General features: G+C 45.2%; 16 protein-coding genes. 14 read left to right on the forward strand and 2 right to left on the reverse strand.

Annotated elements, in window-relative coordinates; genetic code table 11:
• Nucleotides 1–28: 28 nt before the first annotated feature.
• Together LG272_RS07890 and LG272_RS07895 are read left to right on the forward strand one after the other, a co-directional pair.
• Nucleotides 29–910, forward strand: a complete 882-nt coding sequence (locus tag LG272_RS07890; protein ID WP_404407792.1) for a 6-carboxytetrahydropterin synthase — start codon at nt 29–31, stop codon at nt 908–910.
• Entirely contained in the window at nt 903–1763 is an 861-nt protein-coding gene (locus LG272_RS07895) for a M23 family metallopeptidase (protein WP_404407794.1), read from the forward strand. Before LG272_RS07890 ends, LG272_RS07895 begins: the two co-directional genes overlap by 8 nt.
• Here the strand turns inward: LG272_RS07895 and LG272_RS07900 are convergent.
• Nucleotides 1708–3489: a M61 family metallopeptidase gene (locus LG272_RS07900; RefSeq protein ID WP_404407796.1), complete on the reverse strand. Its 1782-nt coding sequence runs from the start codon at nt 3487–3489 to the stop codon at nt 1708–1710. The genes LG272_RS07895 and LG272_RS07900 overlap by 56 nt on opposite strands.
• Before the next feature lie 151 nt (nt 3490–3640).
• Between LG272_RS07900 and LG272_RS07905 the strand changes: the two genes are divergently transcribed.
• Genes LG272_RS07905 through LG272_RS07915 form a run of 3 tightly spaced genes read left to right on the forward strand, consistent with a single transcriptional unit; the run spans nt 3641 to nt 6414 of the window.
• Complete coding sequence (locus LG272_RS07905; protein WP_404407798.1) at nt 3641–4714, forward strand: sensor histidine kinase; 1074 nt, start codon at nt 3641–3643, stop codon at nt 4712–4714.
• Between the two features lie 2 nt (nt 4715–4716).
• Nucleotides 4717–5544 carry a LytTR family DNA-binding domain-containing protein gene (locus LG272_RS07910; protein WP_126758803.1) on the forward strand — a complete coding sequence of 276 codons (828 nt, stop codon included), beginning with the start codon at nt 4717–4719 and terminating at the stop codon, nt 5542–5544.
• Nucleotides 5545–5556: 12 nt separating this feature from the next.
• The gene (locus LG272_RS07915; protein WP_404407800.1) at nt 5557–6414 is read left to right on the forward strand and encodes a DUF6279 family lipoprotein; all 858 of its coding nucleotides are present in this window, start codon (nt 5557–5559) and stop codon (nt 6412–6414) included.
• Nucleotides 6415–6487: 73 nt separating this feature from the next.
• On the opposite strand, the gene pyk is transcribed toward LG272_RS07915, so the two are convergent.
• Complete coding sequence (gene pyk / locus LG272_RS07920) at nt 6488–7924, reverse strand: pyruvate kinase (protein ID WP_404407802.1); 1437 nt, start codon at nt 7922–7924, stop codon at nt 6488–6490.
• Nucleotides 7925–8067: 143 nt separating this feature from the next.
• Here pyk and LG272_RS07925 point away from each other — a divergent pair, with 143 nt between their 5' ends.
• The 9 genes from LG272_RS07925 (at nt 8068) to prc (ending at nt 16759) form a co-directional block, all read left to right on the forward strand.
• Nucleotides 8068–9513: a glyceraldehyde-3-phosphate dehydrogenase gene (locus LG272_RS07925; protein ID WP_126758806.1), complete on the forward strand. Its 1446-nt coding sequence runs from the start codon at nt 8068–8070 to the stop codon at nt 9511–9513.
• 61 nt (nt 9514–9574) lie between these two features.
• A complete protein-coding gene (locus LG272_RS07930) occupies nt 9575–10705 on the forward strand; it encodes a M14-type cytosolic carboxypeptidase (RefSeq protein ID WP_126758807.1) in 1131 nt (376 codons plus the stop codon).
• Nucleotides 10706–10765: 60 nt separating this feature from the next.
• Complete coding sequence (locus LG272_RS07935; protein WP_404407805.1) at nt 10766–12448, forward strand: alanine/glycine:cation symporter family protein; 1683 nt, start codon at nt 10766–10768, stop codon at nt 12446–12448.
• 128 nt (nt 12449–12576) lie between these two features.
• A complete protein-coding gene (locus LG272_RS07940) occupies nt 12577–12906 on the forward strand; it encodes a hypothetical protein (protein ID WP_126758809.1) in 330 nt (109 codons plus the stop codon).
• Entirely contained in the window at nt 12906–13199 is a 294-nt protein-coding gene (locus LG272_RS07945) for a YeaC family protein (protein ID WP_404407807.1), read from the forward strand. Before LG272_RS07940 ends, LG272_RS07945 begins: the two co-directional genes overlap by 1 nt.
• 10 nt (nt 13200–13209) lie before the next feature.
• The gene (locus LG272_RS07950) at nt 13210–13671 is read left to right on the forward strand and encodes a GAF domain-containing protein (protein WP_126758811.1); all 462 of its coding nucleotides are present in this window, start codon (nt 13210–13212) and stop codon (nt 13669–13671) included.
• Nucleotides 13672–13728: 57 nt separating this feature from the next.
• Complete coding sequence (locus LG272_RS07955) at nt 13729–14022, forward strand: hypothetical protein (RefSeq protein WP_126758812.1); 294 nt, start codon at nt 13729–13731, stop codon at nt 14020–14022.
• A complete protein-coding gene (proQ, locus tag LG272_RS07960; protein WP_126758813.1) occupies nt 14012–14680 on the forward strand; it encodes an RNA chaperone ProQ in 669 nt (222 codons plus the stop codon). The genes LG272_RS07955 and proQ overlap by 11 nt, the downstream gene beginning before the upstream one ends.
• A gap of 12 nt (nt 14681–14692) precedes the next feature.
• The gene (gene prc, locus LG272_RS07965; protein WP_404407810.1) at nt 14693–16759 is read left to right on the forward strand and encodes a carboxy terminal-processing peptidase; all 2067 of its coding nucleotides are present in this window, start codon (nt 14693–14695) and stop codon (nt 16757–16759) included.
• Nucleotides 16760–16840 lie beyond the last annotated feature (81 nt).

Below are 16840 nucleotides of genomic sequence, written 5' to 3' on the forward strand. Positions count from 1 at the left end.
CTTATTTTTCGAGATATTAGAGACAATTATGCAGTTATTTGTAAACGATCTAACCGTTATTGATTTTTCTTACCTGTGTCCCGAACGTGGCATGGTAGGAGAGAGTTGGATTGTTGATATCATTCTTGATGGCTCGCTTAACGAGCAATCGATGGTTTTAGATTTTGGTCGAGTTAAAAAGCAAATCAAGCGAATTATTGACGGTGCTGTCGACCACAAGCTTGCCGTGCCAGCCGAACACGCCTATACACATGTCACTCATCATGACGATGGTAATAGTTATTGGGTCGATTTTATGCGGCCTGAGCAGCGCTCTATTCATTTATTTTGTCCAGCTGATGCGTTTGCCTTTATCGACGCGCAACGAGTCACCATGGCGTCGGTGACTGACTATCTGCGGGCAGTCATAAAGCGCGAATTACCAGATAATGTACAAGGCTTGGAACTGCAATTGCGCGCCGAAGAAATTCCGGGGGCGTTTTACCACTATACGCACGGTTTGAAGAAACATGATGGTAATTGCCAGCGCATTGCTCACGGTCACCGCTCGCGTATCTATATCGCATTAAATGGGACTCGTTCTGAATCGTTAGAACAACAATGGGCGTCTACCTGGCAAGATATTTATTTGGGCTCCGAAGAGGATGTCGTTCCAGTTGCGCAGCTACAACGATCACAAAATGCCCAACACGTTACTGCGCAAAGTCACGTGGGTTATAGCTATATTGCTGATCAGGGGTTGTTTGAATTACTCGTACCAGTGGCTGAGAATTACATCATTCCGACAGATTCAACGGTTGAGTGCATTGCCACTTATCTGGCGCAAACTATCAAACGTAGCCATCCGAATGAATCGATACAAGTCACTGGTTTCGAAGGTGTCGGGAAAGGGGCGATTGGATATGCGTAAGCTCGCAGCGTTAGCAATAGTTACTTTGGGTTGCTGGTTTGGCTCCGTAGCGGCAGAAACTCCAAACGCTGAGCTGTCTGGCGCGTTAACGTCTGGAGGCCTGATTATCGCTGAAATAACCGGCGCAACCCGCGTGGAACTTAATGGTCAAGCGTTAAAATTAACGCCAGATAACCGTGTTGTATTCGGGTTCGGGCGAGATCAACATGGACCTCAAACACTGTCACTGTTTACGGATGAGGGGCGCGAATTTAAACGGGTGATCGATATCGCGCCGCGCGAATATAAAATTGATCGGGTTGATGGCGTGCCGCAACAAACCGTTACACCAGATCCGCAACAGCAAGAGCGCGCGCGTCGCGAAGCAGCTTTAGTCTGGAAAGCACGAAATGATGCAGTGAGTGAGCGTCTTGATTTTTTAGAGCCTGCCATCATGCCGGCGAAAGGTCGTATCAGTGGTGTTTACGGTAGCCAACGTATTTTTAACGGTACCCCGCGCAATCCGCACTTTGGTTTGGATGTAGCAGCTCCAACCGGTAGCCCGGTCATTGCGCCTTGGGCGGGTAAAGTGATTGTTGCTGAGAATGATTTATTTTATTCCGGTGGCACATTAATTATTGACCATGGTTACGGCGTCACCAGCGCCTATATTCATTTACACAAGCTACACGTCAAGGTTGGTGAAGAAGTCGAGCAGGGACAACGCATTGCAGATATTGGTGCAACAGGCCGAGTGACTGGGCCTCACCTCGATTGGCGCGTCAATTGGCGCCATCAACGGCTTGACCCAGCGTTAGTTATTGAGCATTTTTCGGCAACTGCAACCAACCCTGTGCCTGCTGAGCTGCGCTAACGCTCAACAAATAATTGTTTTTTTTCGGCGCTTGCCAGGTTAGTGTAAGTTGCATCAATTCATCGCGACGAAATGCGTGAACAGTAACCTGTTGGTCAGGTTTATATCGTTCAAATACCTCTTTGACATTGCTGTCGGTAACTTGCAGGTTATCGATAGCAATAATTCTATCGCTAGCACTAAGGCCCGCCGCTTGGGCTGCTTCAGCATCAAAAACCACTTGTAACTCTAAGCCCTGATTGGACGCTTTGTATTTTGCGCCAAGTGCAACAGGTAACTGATTGGTCGCATGTTTACCGCCATAACTGTTATCGTCAGCACCGATTTCGCGTTTTACTTGCACGCCAAACTTGTTTAGTAGCTCGGTGATTGGCAGCGGCTGAGTGGTGTAAAGTGCTTGGTGAATGAAACCTGTCAAGTCAATGCCATAGTTGTCACGAATAAATTCAACCACGGTGTCATCATCCGTGCCTTCTAAGGTTTTCCCGTAGCGATGCCATAAATCATGCATGAGTAGACCGAGAGTAACTTGATGATTCGATTCAAGCCGCAAGGTTAAATCAAGACACAAGGCTATCAAGGCACCTTTGGCATAATAACTAACGATGCTATTGGGCGAGTTTTCATCTTGTTTATAAAATTTGGTCCACGCATGAAAGCTCGATTCGGTAACAGTTTGCTTGTCTACGCCCGCACCGCGCTGAACTCGCGCAATGGTTTCACCAACTAGGCTCAAATAGGTTGGGGCATCAATAAGGCCCACTTGGTGTAAAACATAATCGTCAAAATAGGATGTCACACCTTCATAGAACCATAGCTGCTCCGTGTAATGCTCTTTGTCTAATTGATACGGGATAAATGTTTTCGGCTTCAGCGTCTTAATATTCCAGCTGTGAAAATATTCATGACTACATAAGCTTAAAAACGTCCGGTAATCCGCGTCGATTTGCGCTTTGCCTGGCAGGATAAGATCTTTACGGCTACAGACTAATGCGGTTGAGTTCCGATGCTCAAGCCCGCCAAAGCCTTTACCGACCACCATGGTAAGGAATAAATACTCTTTAAAAGGCGGTTCTTGCCCAAACATTTCTATTTGGTATTCACAAATAGCGGCCACGTCGCGACAAATTCTGTCGGCATCGCCAAAATGACGGCCAGCGAACACCATGGAATGTTTAATTCCACCGGCAATGAATTCATGGATATCTAAACGCCCCATCAGCACTGGGTAATCGATCAGTGCCTCATAGCTTTCTGCTTCGAATTCGCCAGGCCCAAAAGGGTGCCCTTGCTTGCGTGGCATTCCTGTTGCGACATGCCAACCATTATGTGCAGTAATAGTCACACCACAGGCCTCGTTAGTGCGCCCATCAACAGCCATACACAAGCTTGAATGATTATAGAAACCCCAGTGCTGATCTAAATAGGCACTGCGCACACTTAAATCGTAGGCGTAAACTTCGTAGGTTACTTGAACAATGCCGGCTTCTGGCGCTTCAATACGCCACGTTTGCTTGTCACAATGCACAATTGGCAAGGCACTACCTTGTTGTTCTGCTTTTATGCCAATGATGTTTTTGGAAAAGTCGCGGATCATATAGCTACCTGGAATCCAAGCGGGTAGGCTCAGATGAATAGCTTCTTGGGCTTTGACAATGGGAATATCAATCGTGACCGAAAAGGTGTGTGCGTTGGCATCTTGAACACGAATTAGGTAATGCAGCATAGCGATCCTCAAAATGCTTGAATTAGCTTTTGTTAAACATCTTAGCACGGGTGAAGCGCGCTATATAGCAGTTGAACTGCGATGAAGGATGTCACTTGGCGAATTTTAATCGGTATAATGATGGTAATACCTTTCGCTCATTCGGGGCTTTATGCTGAATAATTGGAAACAACTGTTAGAAGACCGTAATCGCTTTTTCTGGGTTCTACAAGCAGCCGGCTGGAGTGGTTATGCCTTAGTGCATTACATTGGCTCATTAATGCATGAAATGCGCGATATTTATGCGTTAATTCTGCTACTTGGCGCCTATGCAGGTTTTCTATTAACGGTACCACTTCGATACCTATACCGCCGGATATGGGATTCAAGCCCGTGGTTATTGATTTTGGTGGTGCTTGCTGCAAGCTATGTCTGTGCTGCATTGTGGGCAGTAGTGGATAACGCAACGTATTGGGAAATTTATAAGTTCGGTTTTAGTCCCGATAGTAATTGGTTCTATTTTAAGAATACAATTGCCAAGTTTTACATCATGTTAAGTTGGAGTGGTTTGTATTTTGGTATCAAGTATTACCAGATGCTACAAGATGAGAAACAAAAGGCTTTAATGGCAACATCGATGGCGCATCAAGCACAGTTAAAAATGTTGCGATATCAATTAAACCCGCATTTTTTGTTTAACACACTAAATGCCATTTCAACGCTGATTTTGGTGAAGGAAAATGATTTAGCTAATCGCATGATGTCGAAGCTCAGTTTATTTTTGCGCTTTAGCTTAGATAATGAGCCGATTAAAAAAATACCGCTTGAGCGTGAGTTAGATGCTTTGATGCTGTATTTAGATATTGAAAAAGTGCGTTTTGATGACCGTTTGAAAGTTACGGTTGATATTGATGAAGATGTAAAGCACGCATTGGTGCCGAGTTTATTTTTGCAACCATTAATTGAAAATTCGATAAAGTATGCCATTGCCAAGTTGGAAGAGGGGGGTGAAGTTGTTGTTCGTGCTCAGCGATTTAGCGAAGATTTGCTAATTACCGTGGCTGATAATGGCCCAGGCTGCACAAAACCTCTCGAAAGCTTGTCAGAATCAGGCGGTGTTGGCTTAGCGAACACACGTGAGCGATTACAAGCCTTGTATGGAAAGAATTACTCATTTACATTAACACCTAACAAACCGCGCGGTTTACGCATTGAAATTCGCATTCCATTAGAGCAGGTAGAGTAAGCATGACTGATAAAATTCGCACCTTAGTTGTCGATGATGAATCACTCGCTCGACGTGGTTTAGTGGTGCGTTTGCAGGAGTTTGAGCAAATTGAACTCCTACAAGAGTGTCCTAGCGCACGAGAGGCGCTGGAGGTTATTGGACGCGAGCAGCCTGATTTGGTGTTTCTAGATATTCAAATGCCTGGTATGAACGGCTTCGAATTACTACGTGAAGTGCAAGCGCATGGCTATAAAATGCCCTTGATTGTGTTTGTTACAGCTTATGACCAATACGCCATAAAAGCCTTTGAAGTGCGCGCCATTGATTATTTGTTGAAGCCAGTTGATCACGAACGCTTGGCGCAAAGTATTCAACGTATTGAAAAAAGTCTCGCCGCGCGTGAACAAAAAGTACAGCAAGATCGTATCTTAAACTTATTAGCAGATGCTACGGGTGAAGATTGCGAGGCTATTCTAAAGCGCTTAGCAAGTGGTGAAGATGTTGGTGTAGCGCGTTACCCAGAACACATTGCGATAAAAGAAAGCGGCGAAATTACCCGCGTTGCGATCAATTCAATTGAATGGGTTGATGCTGCAGGTGACTACATGTGTATTCATGCTTGTAATGAAACGCACATTTTGCGACGCACGATGAAAGAGTTAGAAGAAGAATTAAATCCGCAGCGGTTTCAGCGAATCCATCGCTCGGCCATTGTGAATATGGAACATGTTGAAAAGCTATGTAGCCGGCAGAACGGAGAGTACCATTTGGTTCTTCGTAATGGTAAAGAATTAAAAGTTAGCCGCAGTTACAAAGATAGAATTAAGAAACTCATCCTCAATTCCTGATGGAGTAAGCATATGCCGAGAGCAAGCATTGTAGTCGTTGTTGTTTTAACACTTCTGCTCAGCGCTTGCTCAACGCAACTCGGCTATCGTTTTGCTGATACATTAATTGAATGGAAATTGAATGATTATGTATCGTTTAGTAACCAGCAAGAGCAATCTGTTGATCAAGCAATAACAACGCTTCATCAGTGGCATGCAACCTCAGAATTGCCATATTACTCCAAGCAACTCCAGCAACTCCGTGAAAAGATCGCTACTGAGACCTTAACCGAAGCGGATCTTGTTGCTCTATACGAAGAATTGCTGATTGTTTGGCAACGTATGTTGCAAGGTATTGAACCCTATGCCCTTGATTTATTACCACAGCTAAGCGATCAACAAGTATCTGAATTACTAGCTAATTTACGTGAAAAGCAGCGAGAAGAACGCGAAGAATTATCAGATGTAGAGCGATCGGAACGAGTAAAGCAAGTACGCCGCCGTGCAGAGAAAAACGCGAGAAACTGGTTAGGGCAGACGACTAAATTACAAGAGCGCTTAATTAACGGCTGGGTGGTTGAACGGTTTGATACCCGAGAGCTTTGGCTAGATTACAACGAACGTTGGCTCGAAGAATTTGCACAAACATTAGAACGCCGCCAACAGCAGGACCAGTTTCAGCAAGAACTGCTAGAATTGTTTTATCAGCCGCAGCACTTGCGTTCCGACGAGTTGGTGCAACATATCGAACACAATCAACAATTGACCATCGCTCTTATGTATCAGTTGTATGAGTCACTTACTGACCGCCAACGTCGCCGTGTAATATCAAAGCTCGATGGCTATATCGACGATATGAACGAACTTGCTGCAGATTTCTCAACGAAATAAGCCTACGTAAATAAAAACCTAGGTAAATAAAAAGGCTCGCTTATAGCGAGCCTTTTATTTAAACCGTTAATTATTATTTTACTTCAATAATCTTACAGGTATTAGTGGAGCCAACGGTCTCCATCACATCGCCATGCGTGAGAATAACTAAATCACCAGGTACCACGTGGCCACGTAATTTAATTTCATTCACTGCATCCGTCACAAGTTGGTGTGGCTCACTTTTGGTTGAATCAAATGCGATAGGGTACACGCCGCGATATAAGGCACAACGTGCTCGACTTTCTTGGTGACGCGATAAGGAAAAAATCGGCAGTATGGTATTGATGCGCGACATGAGTTTCGCCGTCGAGCCCGATTCTGTTAACGCGATGATAGCTTTTACACCAGCCAAATGCGTTGCTGCGTACATGGCGCTGATCGCCGTTGCTTCTTGAATTGATGTAAAGGTCTCATCGAGATCATGCTTATCGATCGTGACACTTGGATGCGTTTCTGCACCCAAACAAATTTCAGCCATTGCCTTGACTGTCGCTACTGGATATTTGCCAGCCGCTGTTTCTGCGGACAACATCACGGCATCGGTACCGTCCAATACAGCGTTCGCAACGTCCATCACTTCTGCTCGTGTTGGCATTGGGCTTTCAATCATCGATTCCATCATTTGGGTTGCTGTAATCACAACCTTATTGCACTGGCGTGCGCGCTCAATGATACGCTTTTGTTTACCAACTAATTGGGCATCACCAATTTCTACACCAAGGTCACCACGCGCAACCATCACCGCGTCTGAAGCGCGAATAATATCGTCTAACGCAGCGTCTGTCGCAACGGCCTCAGCTCGTTCAATTTTGGCACAAATTAATCCACGACCTTCAGCAGCGCGCAGCAAACGACGGGCTTCGTGAATATCGGCGCTACTTCTTGGGAAGCTAACAGCGAGATAATCAACACCAATTTTTGCCGCGGTTTGAATATCTTGCAAATCTTTCTCGGTTAATGCCGCGGCTGATAAGCCACCGCCTAAACGGTTGATACCTTTATTATTTGATAATTTGCCGCCCACGGTCACCGTCGTGGTGATTTGTGAACCGCTAACATCTTCAACCTGAAGTCGAACGCGGCCGTCATCAAGCAGGAGAATATCGCCTTCGCTAACATCTTGTGGTAGCTCTTTGTAGTCAATACCGACACGCTGCTGAGTGCCTGCATTTTTATCGAGTGCCGCATCTAAAACAAACACGTCACCTACATCTAACGTAATAGCGCCACTTTCAAATTTGGAGATACGAATTTTAGGACCCTGCAAATCACCAAGAATCGCAACATGCGTACCGAGGCGGTTTGCAATTTCACGTACTTGATTTGCTCGACGCTCATGGTCTTCGGCGACACCATGGGAAAAGTTAAGTCGAACGACATTCGCGCCTGCTTTAATGAGAGCTTCAAGAACTACTTGGTCATCGGTAGCAGGGCCGAGTGTGGTGACAATTTTGGTGCGCCGTAACATATCTTTACTCCTGTTGTTTTGTGAAAAATTATACCATGTCTTATCGTCAGTTACAGAGATTCTGGCGCTCGTCGGAGTATTTCAGTACAATACCCGCCAATTTTCACGCAACCGTCAAATTTACGTAACAGAAAGGTAACCTCATGAGTGATCAGCAACAGGATCTGACCCTAGCAAGTTGGCAGGAACGCCAAGAATACGCCGAAATGATGCAGCCTATCATTGGTCGTTTGTATCGCAATTACGGTGTGGAAATCTTGGTTTATGGTCGTTCACTGCTAAACGTCGATACCATTAATATTATCAAAGCGCACCGATTAATTCGTCGCCATGAGGGGGTAAAGCTACGTTTGCGTGAGAGCTTCCCGTTTATTGAAGCGCTGAGCAAAATGAAACTGGCGCCTGCGCGTGTTGACCTTGGTAAACTTGCATTTAATTACCTACACAAAGATGCGGGCAAGGGCGATAGCATTGAAGCTTACTTGCAACGCGAGTTGGTTGATATTGTTGACAAAGCAGATGAAATTCCAGCACAAGACGTTGTCTTGTACGGATTTGGACGTATCGGCCGTTTGTTAGCGCGCTTACTGATTGAACGCAACGGTAGCAACAACAAAATGCGCTTACGTGCCATTGTTGTGCGTGGTGGTCGTGACGGCGACCTAGAGAAGCGCGCTAGCTTGTTGCGTCGCGATTCAATCCACGGCCCATTCAATGGTTCAATCACTGTTGATCATGAAAATTCTGCGATTAAAGCCAACGGCACCAGCATAAAAGTTATTTACTCGGATGGCCCTGATCAAGTTGATTACACGCAATACGGTATTAACGATGCCATCATCATCGATAATACGGGTATCTGGAAAGATGAAGCTGGTCTTGGTTTGCACTTGAAGTCAAAAGGCGTGAAGAAGGTGCTGTTAACAGCGCCAGCTAAAGGCGAAATCAAGAATGTTGTTTATGGTGTTAATCACACGGATATTCAGCCTGAAGATCTCATCGTTAGTGCAGCAAGCTGTACCACCAATGCAATTACGCCAGTATTGAAAGTCGTCAATGACGCGTATGGTATTCGCAATGGCCACGTTGAAACCGTGCATTCGTATACCAATGACCAAAACTTAATTGATAACTACCACAAAGCTGAGCGTCGTGGCCGTTCTGCACCGTTGAATATGGTTCTTACCTCAACCGGTGCGGCGAAGGCTGTGGCGAAAGCGTTACCCGAGTTGGCAGGCAAATTAACTGGTAATGCGATTCGAGTTCCAACGCCGAATGTTTCCATGGCCATTATGAACCTGAACTTGAACAAAGCGACCAGCAAAGATGAGTTGAATGCATTTTTGCGTGACCAAGCATTGCATTCAGATTTGCAGGCGCAAATTGATTACACCGCATCAACTGAAATTGTTTCGACCGACTTAGTTGGTTCTCGTTACGCCGGTGTAGTTGATTCACAAGCGACCATCGTTGATGAAGATCGTGCGGTATTATACGTATGGTATGACAACGAATTCGGTTATAGCTGCCAGGTAGTTCGCGTTGCTGAACAAATGGCTGGGCAACAATTGCTGAACCTACCGAAGTAAGATAATTCATGTAAAAGCGCCTGAGTAGGGCGCTTTTCTGTTTTTAGAAGCGAGGAATTTCATGTTTATAACAGCACAGTTCGACAGCGGCAATATCGAAGTTATTGAAGCAAATGAACCAAGCGCAATTCAATTAGCCATTCGTAAAGACAACGAATCTGATTTTTATCAGTGGTTTCACTTTAAACTGTATGCCGAACCGGGTGTTGAACACGTCATGACGATTACTAATGCTGGTAAATCAGCGTACCCTGACGGATGGAAAGACTATTCAGCGCTTGCTTCTTATGACCGCGAGACGTGGTTTCGAGTGCCTACTGAATACAACGGTAAAGAGCTCGTCATTCGTCATAGCCCAGATCAAGAAAGCGTTTATTATGCGTACTTTACGCCATATTCGTACGAGCGCCACATGGATCTCATTCAATGGGCACAACAGTCGATTGAATGCGAACATGTCTTGTTAGGCCCAACGCTTGATGGCCGTGATATGAATTTATTGGTTGTTGGTGAACCAGCGGACCATAAAGCGAAGATCTGGATCACAGCCCGCCAACATCCAGGCGAATCGATGGCGGAATGGTTCATGGAAGGTTTTCTGAGTCGGTTGCTTGATGATGAAGACGGCGCTGCGCGCAAATTGCTCGAAACCTGTGTGTTCTATATTGTCCCAAACATGAATCCAGATGGTAGCGTTCGTGGTCATCTGCGCACCAATGCCGCGGGGGTTAACCTAAACCGTGAATGGGCTGAACCATCTTTAGAGAAGAGTCCTGAAGTTTATTACGTGCTGAACGCCATGCAAGAAACTGGCGTTGATTTTTATCTAGATGTACATGGCGATGAAGCATTACCGTACAATTTTTTAGCGGGTTGTGAGGGTGTGCCGAGCTATAACGATAAAACCCACCAGCTCGGTGAGCAGTTCAAGCAGGTTCTATTATCTATCACCCCAGAGTTTCAAACCCAATACGGTTATGAGATAGATAAGCCAGGCGAAGCGAACCTGACCGTGGCAAGCAACGCAGTTAGTGAGCGCTTTAACTGTTTAGCATTTACTTTAGAAATGCCGTTCAAAGATAATGCGAACCTGCCTGATGTTGATTTCGGTTGGTCAGCAAATCGTAGCCAACAATTCGGTGCGGATGTTTTAAGCGCCATTTATGGAATCGCAAATAGCTTGCGCAGTTAATCTGGGCAAGCTAGTTTAAACAGCGGACAACAACAATAATAATTTGACAAGGGGGACACCTTGGAAGCCATCAACAACTTTTTGCTGCTACTCGATAGTTATCTCGGCTCGGCGGCATACTTTCCTTATATCCTACTTGGTGTAGGTATTTTCTTTACGCTGTATTTGGGGTTTCCGCAAATACGCTTCTTCGGTCACGCCTGGAAAGTTGTTACTGGGAAGTTCGATAAGAAAGGCGCTGAAGGCGATACAACGCACTTTCAAGCCTTATCAACGGCATTATCGGGAACTGTGGGTACCGGTAATATCGGTGGTGTTGCACTGGCAATCTTTTTGGGTGGCCCGGCAGCGCTATTTTGGATGTGGGTGACCGCTTTTCTTGGTATGACAACCAAGTTTGTTGAGGTTACGCTATCACATAAATACCGCGTAAAAACAGAAGATGGCACCATGGCTGGTGGCCCAATGTATTACATGGACCGCCGCTTGAACATGAAATGGCTGGCAGTAATTTTTGCCATTGCGACCATTATCAGTTCATTTGGTACCGGCAACATGCCGCAGATTAACAACATCGCGCAAAGTATGGAAATGAGCTTCGGCTTCGACCCAATGTTAGTTGGCGGTGTTTTGGCTATCTTGCTGGCTCTGGTTATCATTGGCGGTATTACGCGTATTGCTGCAGTGACGTCGAAGATTGTTCCAATAATGGGTGCGCTTTATATTATTGGCTCATTAAGCGTCATTTTCTTCAATGTCGATCAAATCGGTCCATCGTTTGTCGCTATCTTCACCGATGCCTTTACTGGCTCTGCTGCAACCGGCGGCTTCTTGGGAGCAACGTTTGCCTACGCATTCAACCGCGGTGTTAACCGTGGCTTATTCTCTAATGAAGCAGGTCAAGGTTCGGCGCCAATCGCGCACGCATCAGCGAAAGCCGATGAACCAGTATCGGAAGGTATGGTATCGATTCTAGAGCCGTTCATCGATACCATTATCATTTGTACATTGACGGGTTTGGTTATTTTGTCATCGGGGGTTTGGTCACAAAAGCACGAAAATACGTTTTCTCGTACCGACCTCGATATCGTTGCTGGACATTACTCAGATGCTGAGGCAGCTGATCGTGAAGCGTTGTATCATTACTTAAACGATACGAACGAAAACACGATTGAAAAGTATAACGGTACCATTCAAGTTCGTGATGGTCGCCCAGTTAGCAACGGTTACACCATGCTTCACGCCCGTTCAGTTGCAGAAAACGTGCGTTTTATTGTGGCTGGTGAAGATCCATACACGGGTGTTTTACGCATCGAAAACGGACAATTAAAGAAAGAAGATATCGTCATCGTTGGTGATTCATTGATTCACTCGGCCGCACTAACAGCCAAAGCCTTTAGTATGGGCTTCTTAGGTGAATCGGGTGAGTATATTGTCCCCATTAGCTTGATGTTATTTGCATTCTCAACCGCAATTGCTTGGTCGTACTATGGCGACCGTGCTGTTGTTTATCTATTCGGCCAGCGTGGTGTAATGCCGTATCGCATTATTTACGTTGCTGGTTTCTTTGTCGCATCGTTTGCCGATACTACGTTAGTGTGGACGTTATCCTATGTCGCCATTGTTTTGATGACGCTGCCTAACTTACTCGGTATTGTTCTTTTACGACGCGAAATGAAAGATACCGTGAAAGCATATTGGCAAGATTTTGATGCTGAACAATCAAAAAAGATTGAGAAATAAAAGCTTCAGTTGCCATCGAATTAAAACCCGCTACGGCGGGTTTTAATCTATCTAAAAGCCGCGCGATGCTTGAATTTCAAATCAGATCCCTTATATTGCCTATTCACGTTGAAGTAAAAGAGGTCATCATGGCGTTAATCGATTGCCCCGCATGTAAAAAACGCGTTTCAGATAAAGCAACTCAATGTCCACACTGCGAATTCAAACTGGCAGGTTTATCTAATGATGAACGCGAGCGTGAACTGCAACGGATGCTGGCTGCAAAGCGTGAGAAGATAGTCGGTCAATCAATGCTCGCATTGCTTATCGCCATTGCAGCGTTCACTTACTATTTTATTCAGCAACCGCTACCTGAAACTTGGGCTGCTAAGATTTCTTATGGGTTAATGGTTGTCGGCCTAGTTTGGTTCGTCGTAAATCGGGTTAGGTTGGTTTTTGTAAAAAGGAGTCGTAGTTAATGCAGTTTGACGACTTAGTTTCTTCGATTACACCGGATACTTTCGAACGCTTATTGCAAGCCGTTGAGTTAGGGAAGTGGCCGGATGGCGTTAAATTATCCGACCAGCAACGGGAACATTGTATCCAGCTCGTGATGGCTTATCAGGCGCGTTATTGTCCCTCTGATGAAGCATTTCGTATTGGTGCCGATGGCCAGTTAGTCACACGCAGCAAACGTGATATGAAAGCTGAGTTAAAAGGCAAAAATACGATTGCCAGCTTCGCTCTTAATAGTAGTACCAACGAGATATAAGCACCTCTCTATGCAACCAACTGATTATAAAATGCTTTTAGAACAAGCCAAGGCGATTACAGCCGGCGAGCCTGATTTAATTGCCAACTTAAGTAATTTATCCGCTTTGGTTTATGAAACTCTCAATGACGTCAACTGGGTCGGATTTTACCTAACTCGAGCCCCGAACACCTTGGTGTTAGGGCCATTTCAGGGTAAAGTGGCCTGCTTACGCATACCTTTTGGCCGTGGTGTTTGCGGTACTGCAGCAACCACCCGCGAAACCCAACTGGTGATTGATGTTCACGAGTTCGAAGGGCACATTGCCTGTGATGCTGCCTCGAACTCAGAGGTAGTTGTGCCATTAATCGTTGATGGTGAAGTGGTTGGCGTATTTGATTTAGACAGCCCGTTAGTGGGGCGTTTTACTCAGGATGATGCTGACGGATTAACAGCATTAGGCCGATTTATTGAACAACTTAATTGGCGCTAAATTGCCAGCGGCATGGTAGTGAAGATGGCGCTAAAGATAGTGCTGAAGTAGGCCTTTATGTATAGTGAGTTTGATATTTATGCCTATTTAGTCAGTTATAGCGACATGCGCTTTTTTGAAGGCGAAGAAGAAGCAGCGGCAGATCAAATAAATGAGATGCTGCATTATATTGTCGATTATAGTGAAGCTGATGACAGCATAGACCAATTAGAAGAAGTTGTACGCCGCGTGCTGTTCGAGTGGATAGAGAACCCCGATTTACTTGGGCTCGACAGCGAAGAAATGCAAGCGTATATCATGGAGCAACTAGCTGACGTACGTCAGCAGGAATTTGATGAAGATGACGACTGACGTTAAAAAGATTACCAATACCAAAGAAGTAATTGCCTATCTTGCTGAAAAGTTTCCGCAGTGTTTTTCACTTGAAGGTGATGCACAGCCTTTGAAGATTGGTATTTTTGAGGATTTAGCAACCCGTTTAGAAAATGATGATGCGGTAAGCAAAACACGTTTGCGGACGGCTTTACGCCACTATACCAACAGCTGGCGTTATCTCCGCAGTGTGAAAGTTGGTGCGAAACGTGTTGATCTCGATGGTGCCGAAGCAGGTATTATTGAAGAAGAGCACCAGCAACATGCTGAGCAAACGCTAGCTGAGTCGAAAGCTGCGGCGGCTGAACGCGCAGCAGCAAAACGAAAAGAGCAAGCGGCTAAAGCACCGAAAACCGCAGCAGCCAACCAAGAGGCTCGTAAAGCAAGAGCGAAACGTCCGGGGAAAAAGCCGACAGCCGTTAAGTCTGCTGCGAATAAACCGAAAGCGGCACCCAAGCTCGATTTGCAAGCTGTAACAGGTTCTGATCTGAAGGTTGGTCAACAGGTTCAGGTTAAAGCCGGTAACTCACCAGTTGCTGGGCAAGTAACAGAAATTGATCGTGATGACATTTATGTGCAACTTCAAAACGGCCTGACGGTCAAAGTGAAGGTAAACGCTGTATTTGTCACCAAATAGGAGTAGGGAAGTATGACTAAGCGTGTAAAGTTTAAGAGTGCTCTCATTGTTTCGCTGGCAGCTGCTATTTCAAGCGCCGCCTGGGCGATTCCACCCGCGCACTCGCCAGATGAGTTACCGCAATTGAAACCGCAAGAGCAACACGCTGTTGCGAGTGGTCGCGTTGCTCGCTTCTTTACACGTGACCATTTCAAGCAAATGGAACTCGATAATGCGTTGTCGGAGCAAATTTTAGAACGTTATCTTGAGATGCTGGATTACAGCAAAATGTTTCTGTTAGCCAAAGATGTTGAGCAGGCACAGGAATATAAGCATTTATTTGATGACATGATTTTGACCGGCAAACTGAATGCGGCTTACTCGCTTTATAGTAAATCTCTCGATCGTCGGTTTGAACGCTACACCTACGCATTATCGCTACTTGATGAAGAACAGCCATTTGACTTTACCGTCGCCGGTGATAAGTATCATTTCCAACGTGAAGATGCCGAGTGGGCAACTTCGAACGATGAATTGGATGAGTTATGGCGTCAGCGTGTTAAATATGATGCTTTGAATTTAACACTTGCTGGAAAAGAGTGGCCTGAAGTTGTCGAAACCCTAGGTAAGCGCTACAACAATGCATTAAAGCGCCTCACCCAGACAAATAGCGAAGACGTGTTCCAGACCGTTATGAACGCTTTTGCGCGTAGTGTTGAAGCGCATACGAGTTATTTATCGCCAAGCAATGCCGAGCGTTTTGAGCAAAACATGAACTTATCTCTCGAAGGGATAGGTGCTGTGCTGCAAGCCGAGTACGACTACACCGTTATTCGCAGCCTCGTTCCAGGCGGCCCCGCTGATAAAAGTGGTGAGCTTGCCGTTGATGATAAGATTGTCGGCGTTGCGCAAGGCGATGAAGAAGACCGCGAATTTGTTGACGTTATTGGTTGGCGTCTCGATGAAGTGGTTGAACTCATCAAAGGTCCGAAGGGCTCAACAGTCATCTTGCAGGTATTAAAAGCAAATCAAAGTGCCGGTAGTACGCCAACAGAAATTGCGATTGTGCGCGATAAAGTCAAATTAGAAGACCGCGCCGCAAAACTTGAAATTGAATCGCCTGAAGAAGGGAAGTACGCCGGTAGAAAGATGGGCGTAATTGAAATTCCAGGTTTTTATAATGGCCTCACTGAGAATGTTGAGAATCTTATTTCGGAAGCTCTACAGCAAGACGTTGAAGGCATTGTCATTGATTTACGTGGCAATGGCGGTGGTTCATTGTCTGAAGCCATTACCTTAACAGGCTTATTTATTGATAAAGGTCCCGTAGTGCAGATTCTTGACGGCCGTAAACGTCGAGATATTAATGGCGATCGTGATGGTAAAACTTATTATGATGGCCCTTTAATGGTGATGGTAGATCGTTACAGTGCTTCAGCATCAGAGATTTTTGCGGCAGCGTTGCAAGACTATCAACGTGCGGTGATTGTCGGTGAAAACACCTATGGTAAAGGTACCGTTCAACATCATCGCGCATTGCAAATGTATCCTTTTGATAATTATGAAGAACCATTGGGAAGCGTGCAATTTACCATTGCTAAGTTTTACCGTATTAATGGTGGCAGTACTCAAATGCGCGGTGTTGAACCCGACTTGACACTACCTTCCATTATTGATGCTGAAGAGTTTGGCGAAAGTAGCCAAGAAAATGCATTACCGTGGGATCAACTCCCAGCGGCTAAATACGAACCATTAAATATCTTGCCAACAACAACGTTTGAGCAATGGCAGAATAAACTGGATTCACAAGTAGCGAAGAACCCAGAGTTTAAATTTATTTTCCAAGATATTGAAAAATACCAAGAGGAAAAAGATAAAACTTGGATCAGTTTAGTCTTGGACGAGCGAAAAGCGGAGCAGGCACAAGAAGAAGAGAAGAAACTTCAGCGTGCTAATGCGCGATTACAGCGCTTAGGTATGGATCCGGTTGAAAAGGTAGAAGATATTCCAAGTGATCTCGAAATTGATGATCCTTACCTCGAAGAAACAGTGAGCTTGAGCTTTGCTTTAATTGATGCACATAAATTGGCAATGAATTAATTTAATGCTCGTAGTAAGTGACTAAAAGCCGCTATATGCGGCTTTTTTATAAAAAATAATAACGATAATAAAATACGGACA

Source organism: Pseudidiomarina marina, assembly GCF_044807045.1.
Lineage (GTDB): Bacteria > Pseudomonadota > Gammaproteobacteria > Enterobacterales > Alteromonadaceae > Pseudidiomarina > Pseudidiomarina marina.

Excerpts from the sequence above, each read along its gene's own strand:
- pyk (WP_404407802.1), bottom strand. The coding sequence starts at position 7,924 with ATGTTACGGCGCACCAAAATTGTCACCACACTCGGCCCTGCTACCGAT.
- LG272_RS07905 (WP_404407798.1), top strand. The coding sequence starts at position 3,641 with ATGCTGAATAATTGGAAACAACTGTTAGAAGACCGTAATCGCTTTTTC.
- prc (WP_404407810.1), top strand. The coding sequence starts at position 14,693 with ATGACTAAGCGTGTAAAGTTTAAGAGTGCTCTCATTGTTTCGCTGGCA.
- LG272_RS07895 (WP_404407794.1), top strand. The coding sequence starts at position 903 with ATGCGTAAGCTCGCAGCGTTAGCAATAGTTACTTTGGGTTGCTGGTTT.
- LG272_RS07890 (WP_404407792.1), top strand. The coding sequence starts at position 29 with ATGCAGTTATTTGTAAACGATCTAACCGTTATTGATTTTTCTTACCTG.
- LG272_RS07930 (WP_126758807.1), top strand. The coding sequence starts at position 9,575 with ATGTTTATAACAGCACAGTTCGACAGCGGCAATATCGAAGTTATTGAA.
- LG272_RS07950 (WP_126758811.1), top strand. The coding sequence starts at position 13,210 with ATGCAACCAACTGATTATAAAATGCTTTTAGAACAAGCCAAGGCGATT.
- LG272_RS07910 (WP_126758803.1), top strand. The coding sequence starts at position 4,717 with ATGACTGATAAAATTCGCACCTTAGTTGTCGATGATGAATCACTCGCT.
- LG272_RS07900 (WP_404407796.1), bottom strand. The coding sequence starts at position 3,489 with ATGCTGCATTACCTAATTCGTGTTCAAGATGCCAACGCACACACCTTT.
- LG272_RS07915 (WP_404407800.1), top strand. The coding sequence starts at position 5,557 with ATGCCGAGAGCAAGCATTGTAGTCGTTGTTGTTTTAACACTTCTGCTC.
- proQ (WP_126758813.1), top strand. The coding sequence starts at position 14,012 with ATGACGACTGACGTTAAAAAGATTACCAATACCAAAGAAGTAATTGCC.
- LG272_RS07955 (WP_126758812.1), top strand. The coding sequence starts at position 13,729 with ATGTATAGTGAGTTTGATATTTATGCCTATTTAGTCAGTTATAGCGAC.
- LG272_RS07945 (WP_404407807.1), top strand. The coding sequence starts at position 12,906 with ATGCAGTTTGACGACTTAGTTTCTTCGATTACACCGGATACTTTCGAA.
- LG272_RS07925 (WP_126758806.1), top strand. The coding sequence starts at position 8,068 with ATGAGTGATCAGCAACAGGATCTGACCCTAGCAAGTTGGCAGGAACGC.
- LG272_RS07940 (WP_126758809.1), top strand. The coding sequence starts at position 12,577 with ATGGCGTTAATCGATTGCCCCGCATGTAAAAAACGCGTTTCAGATAAA.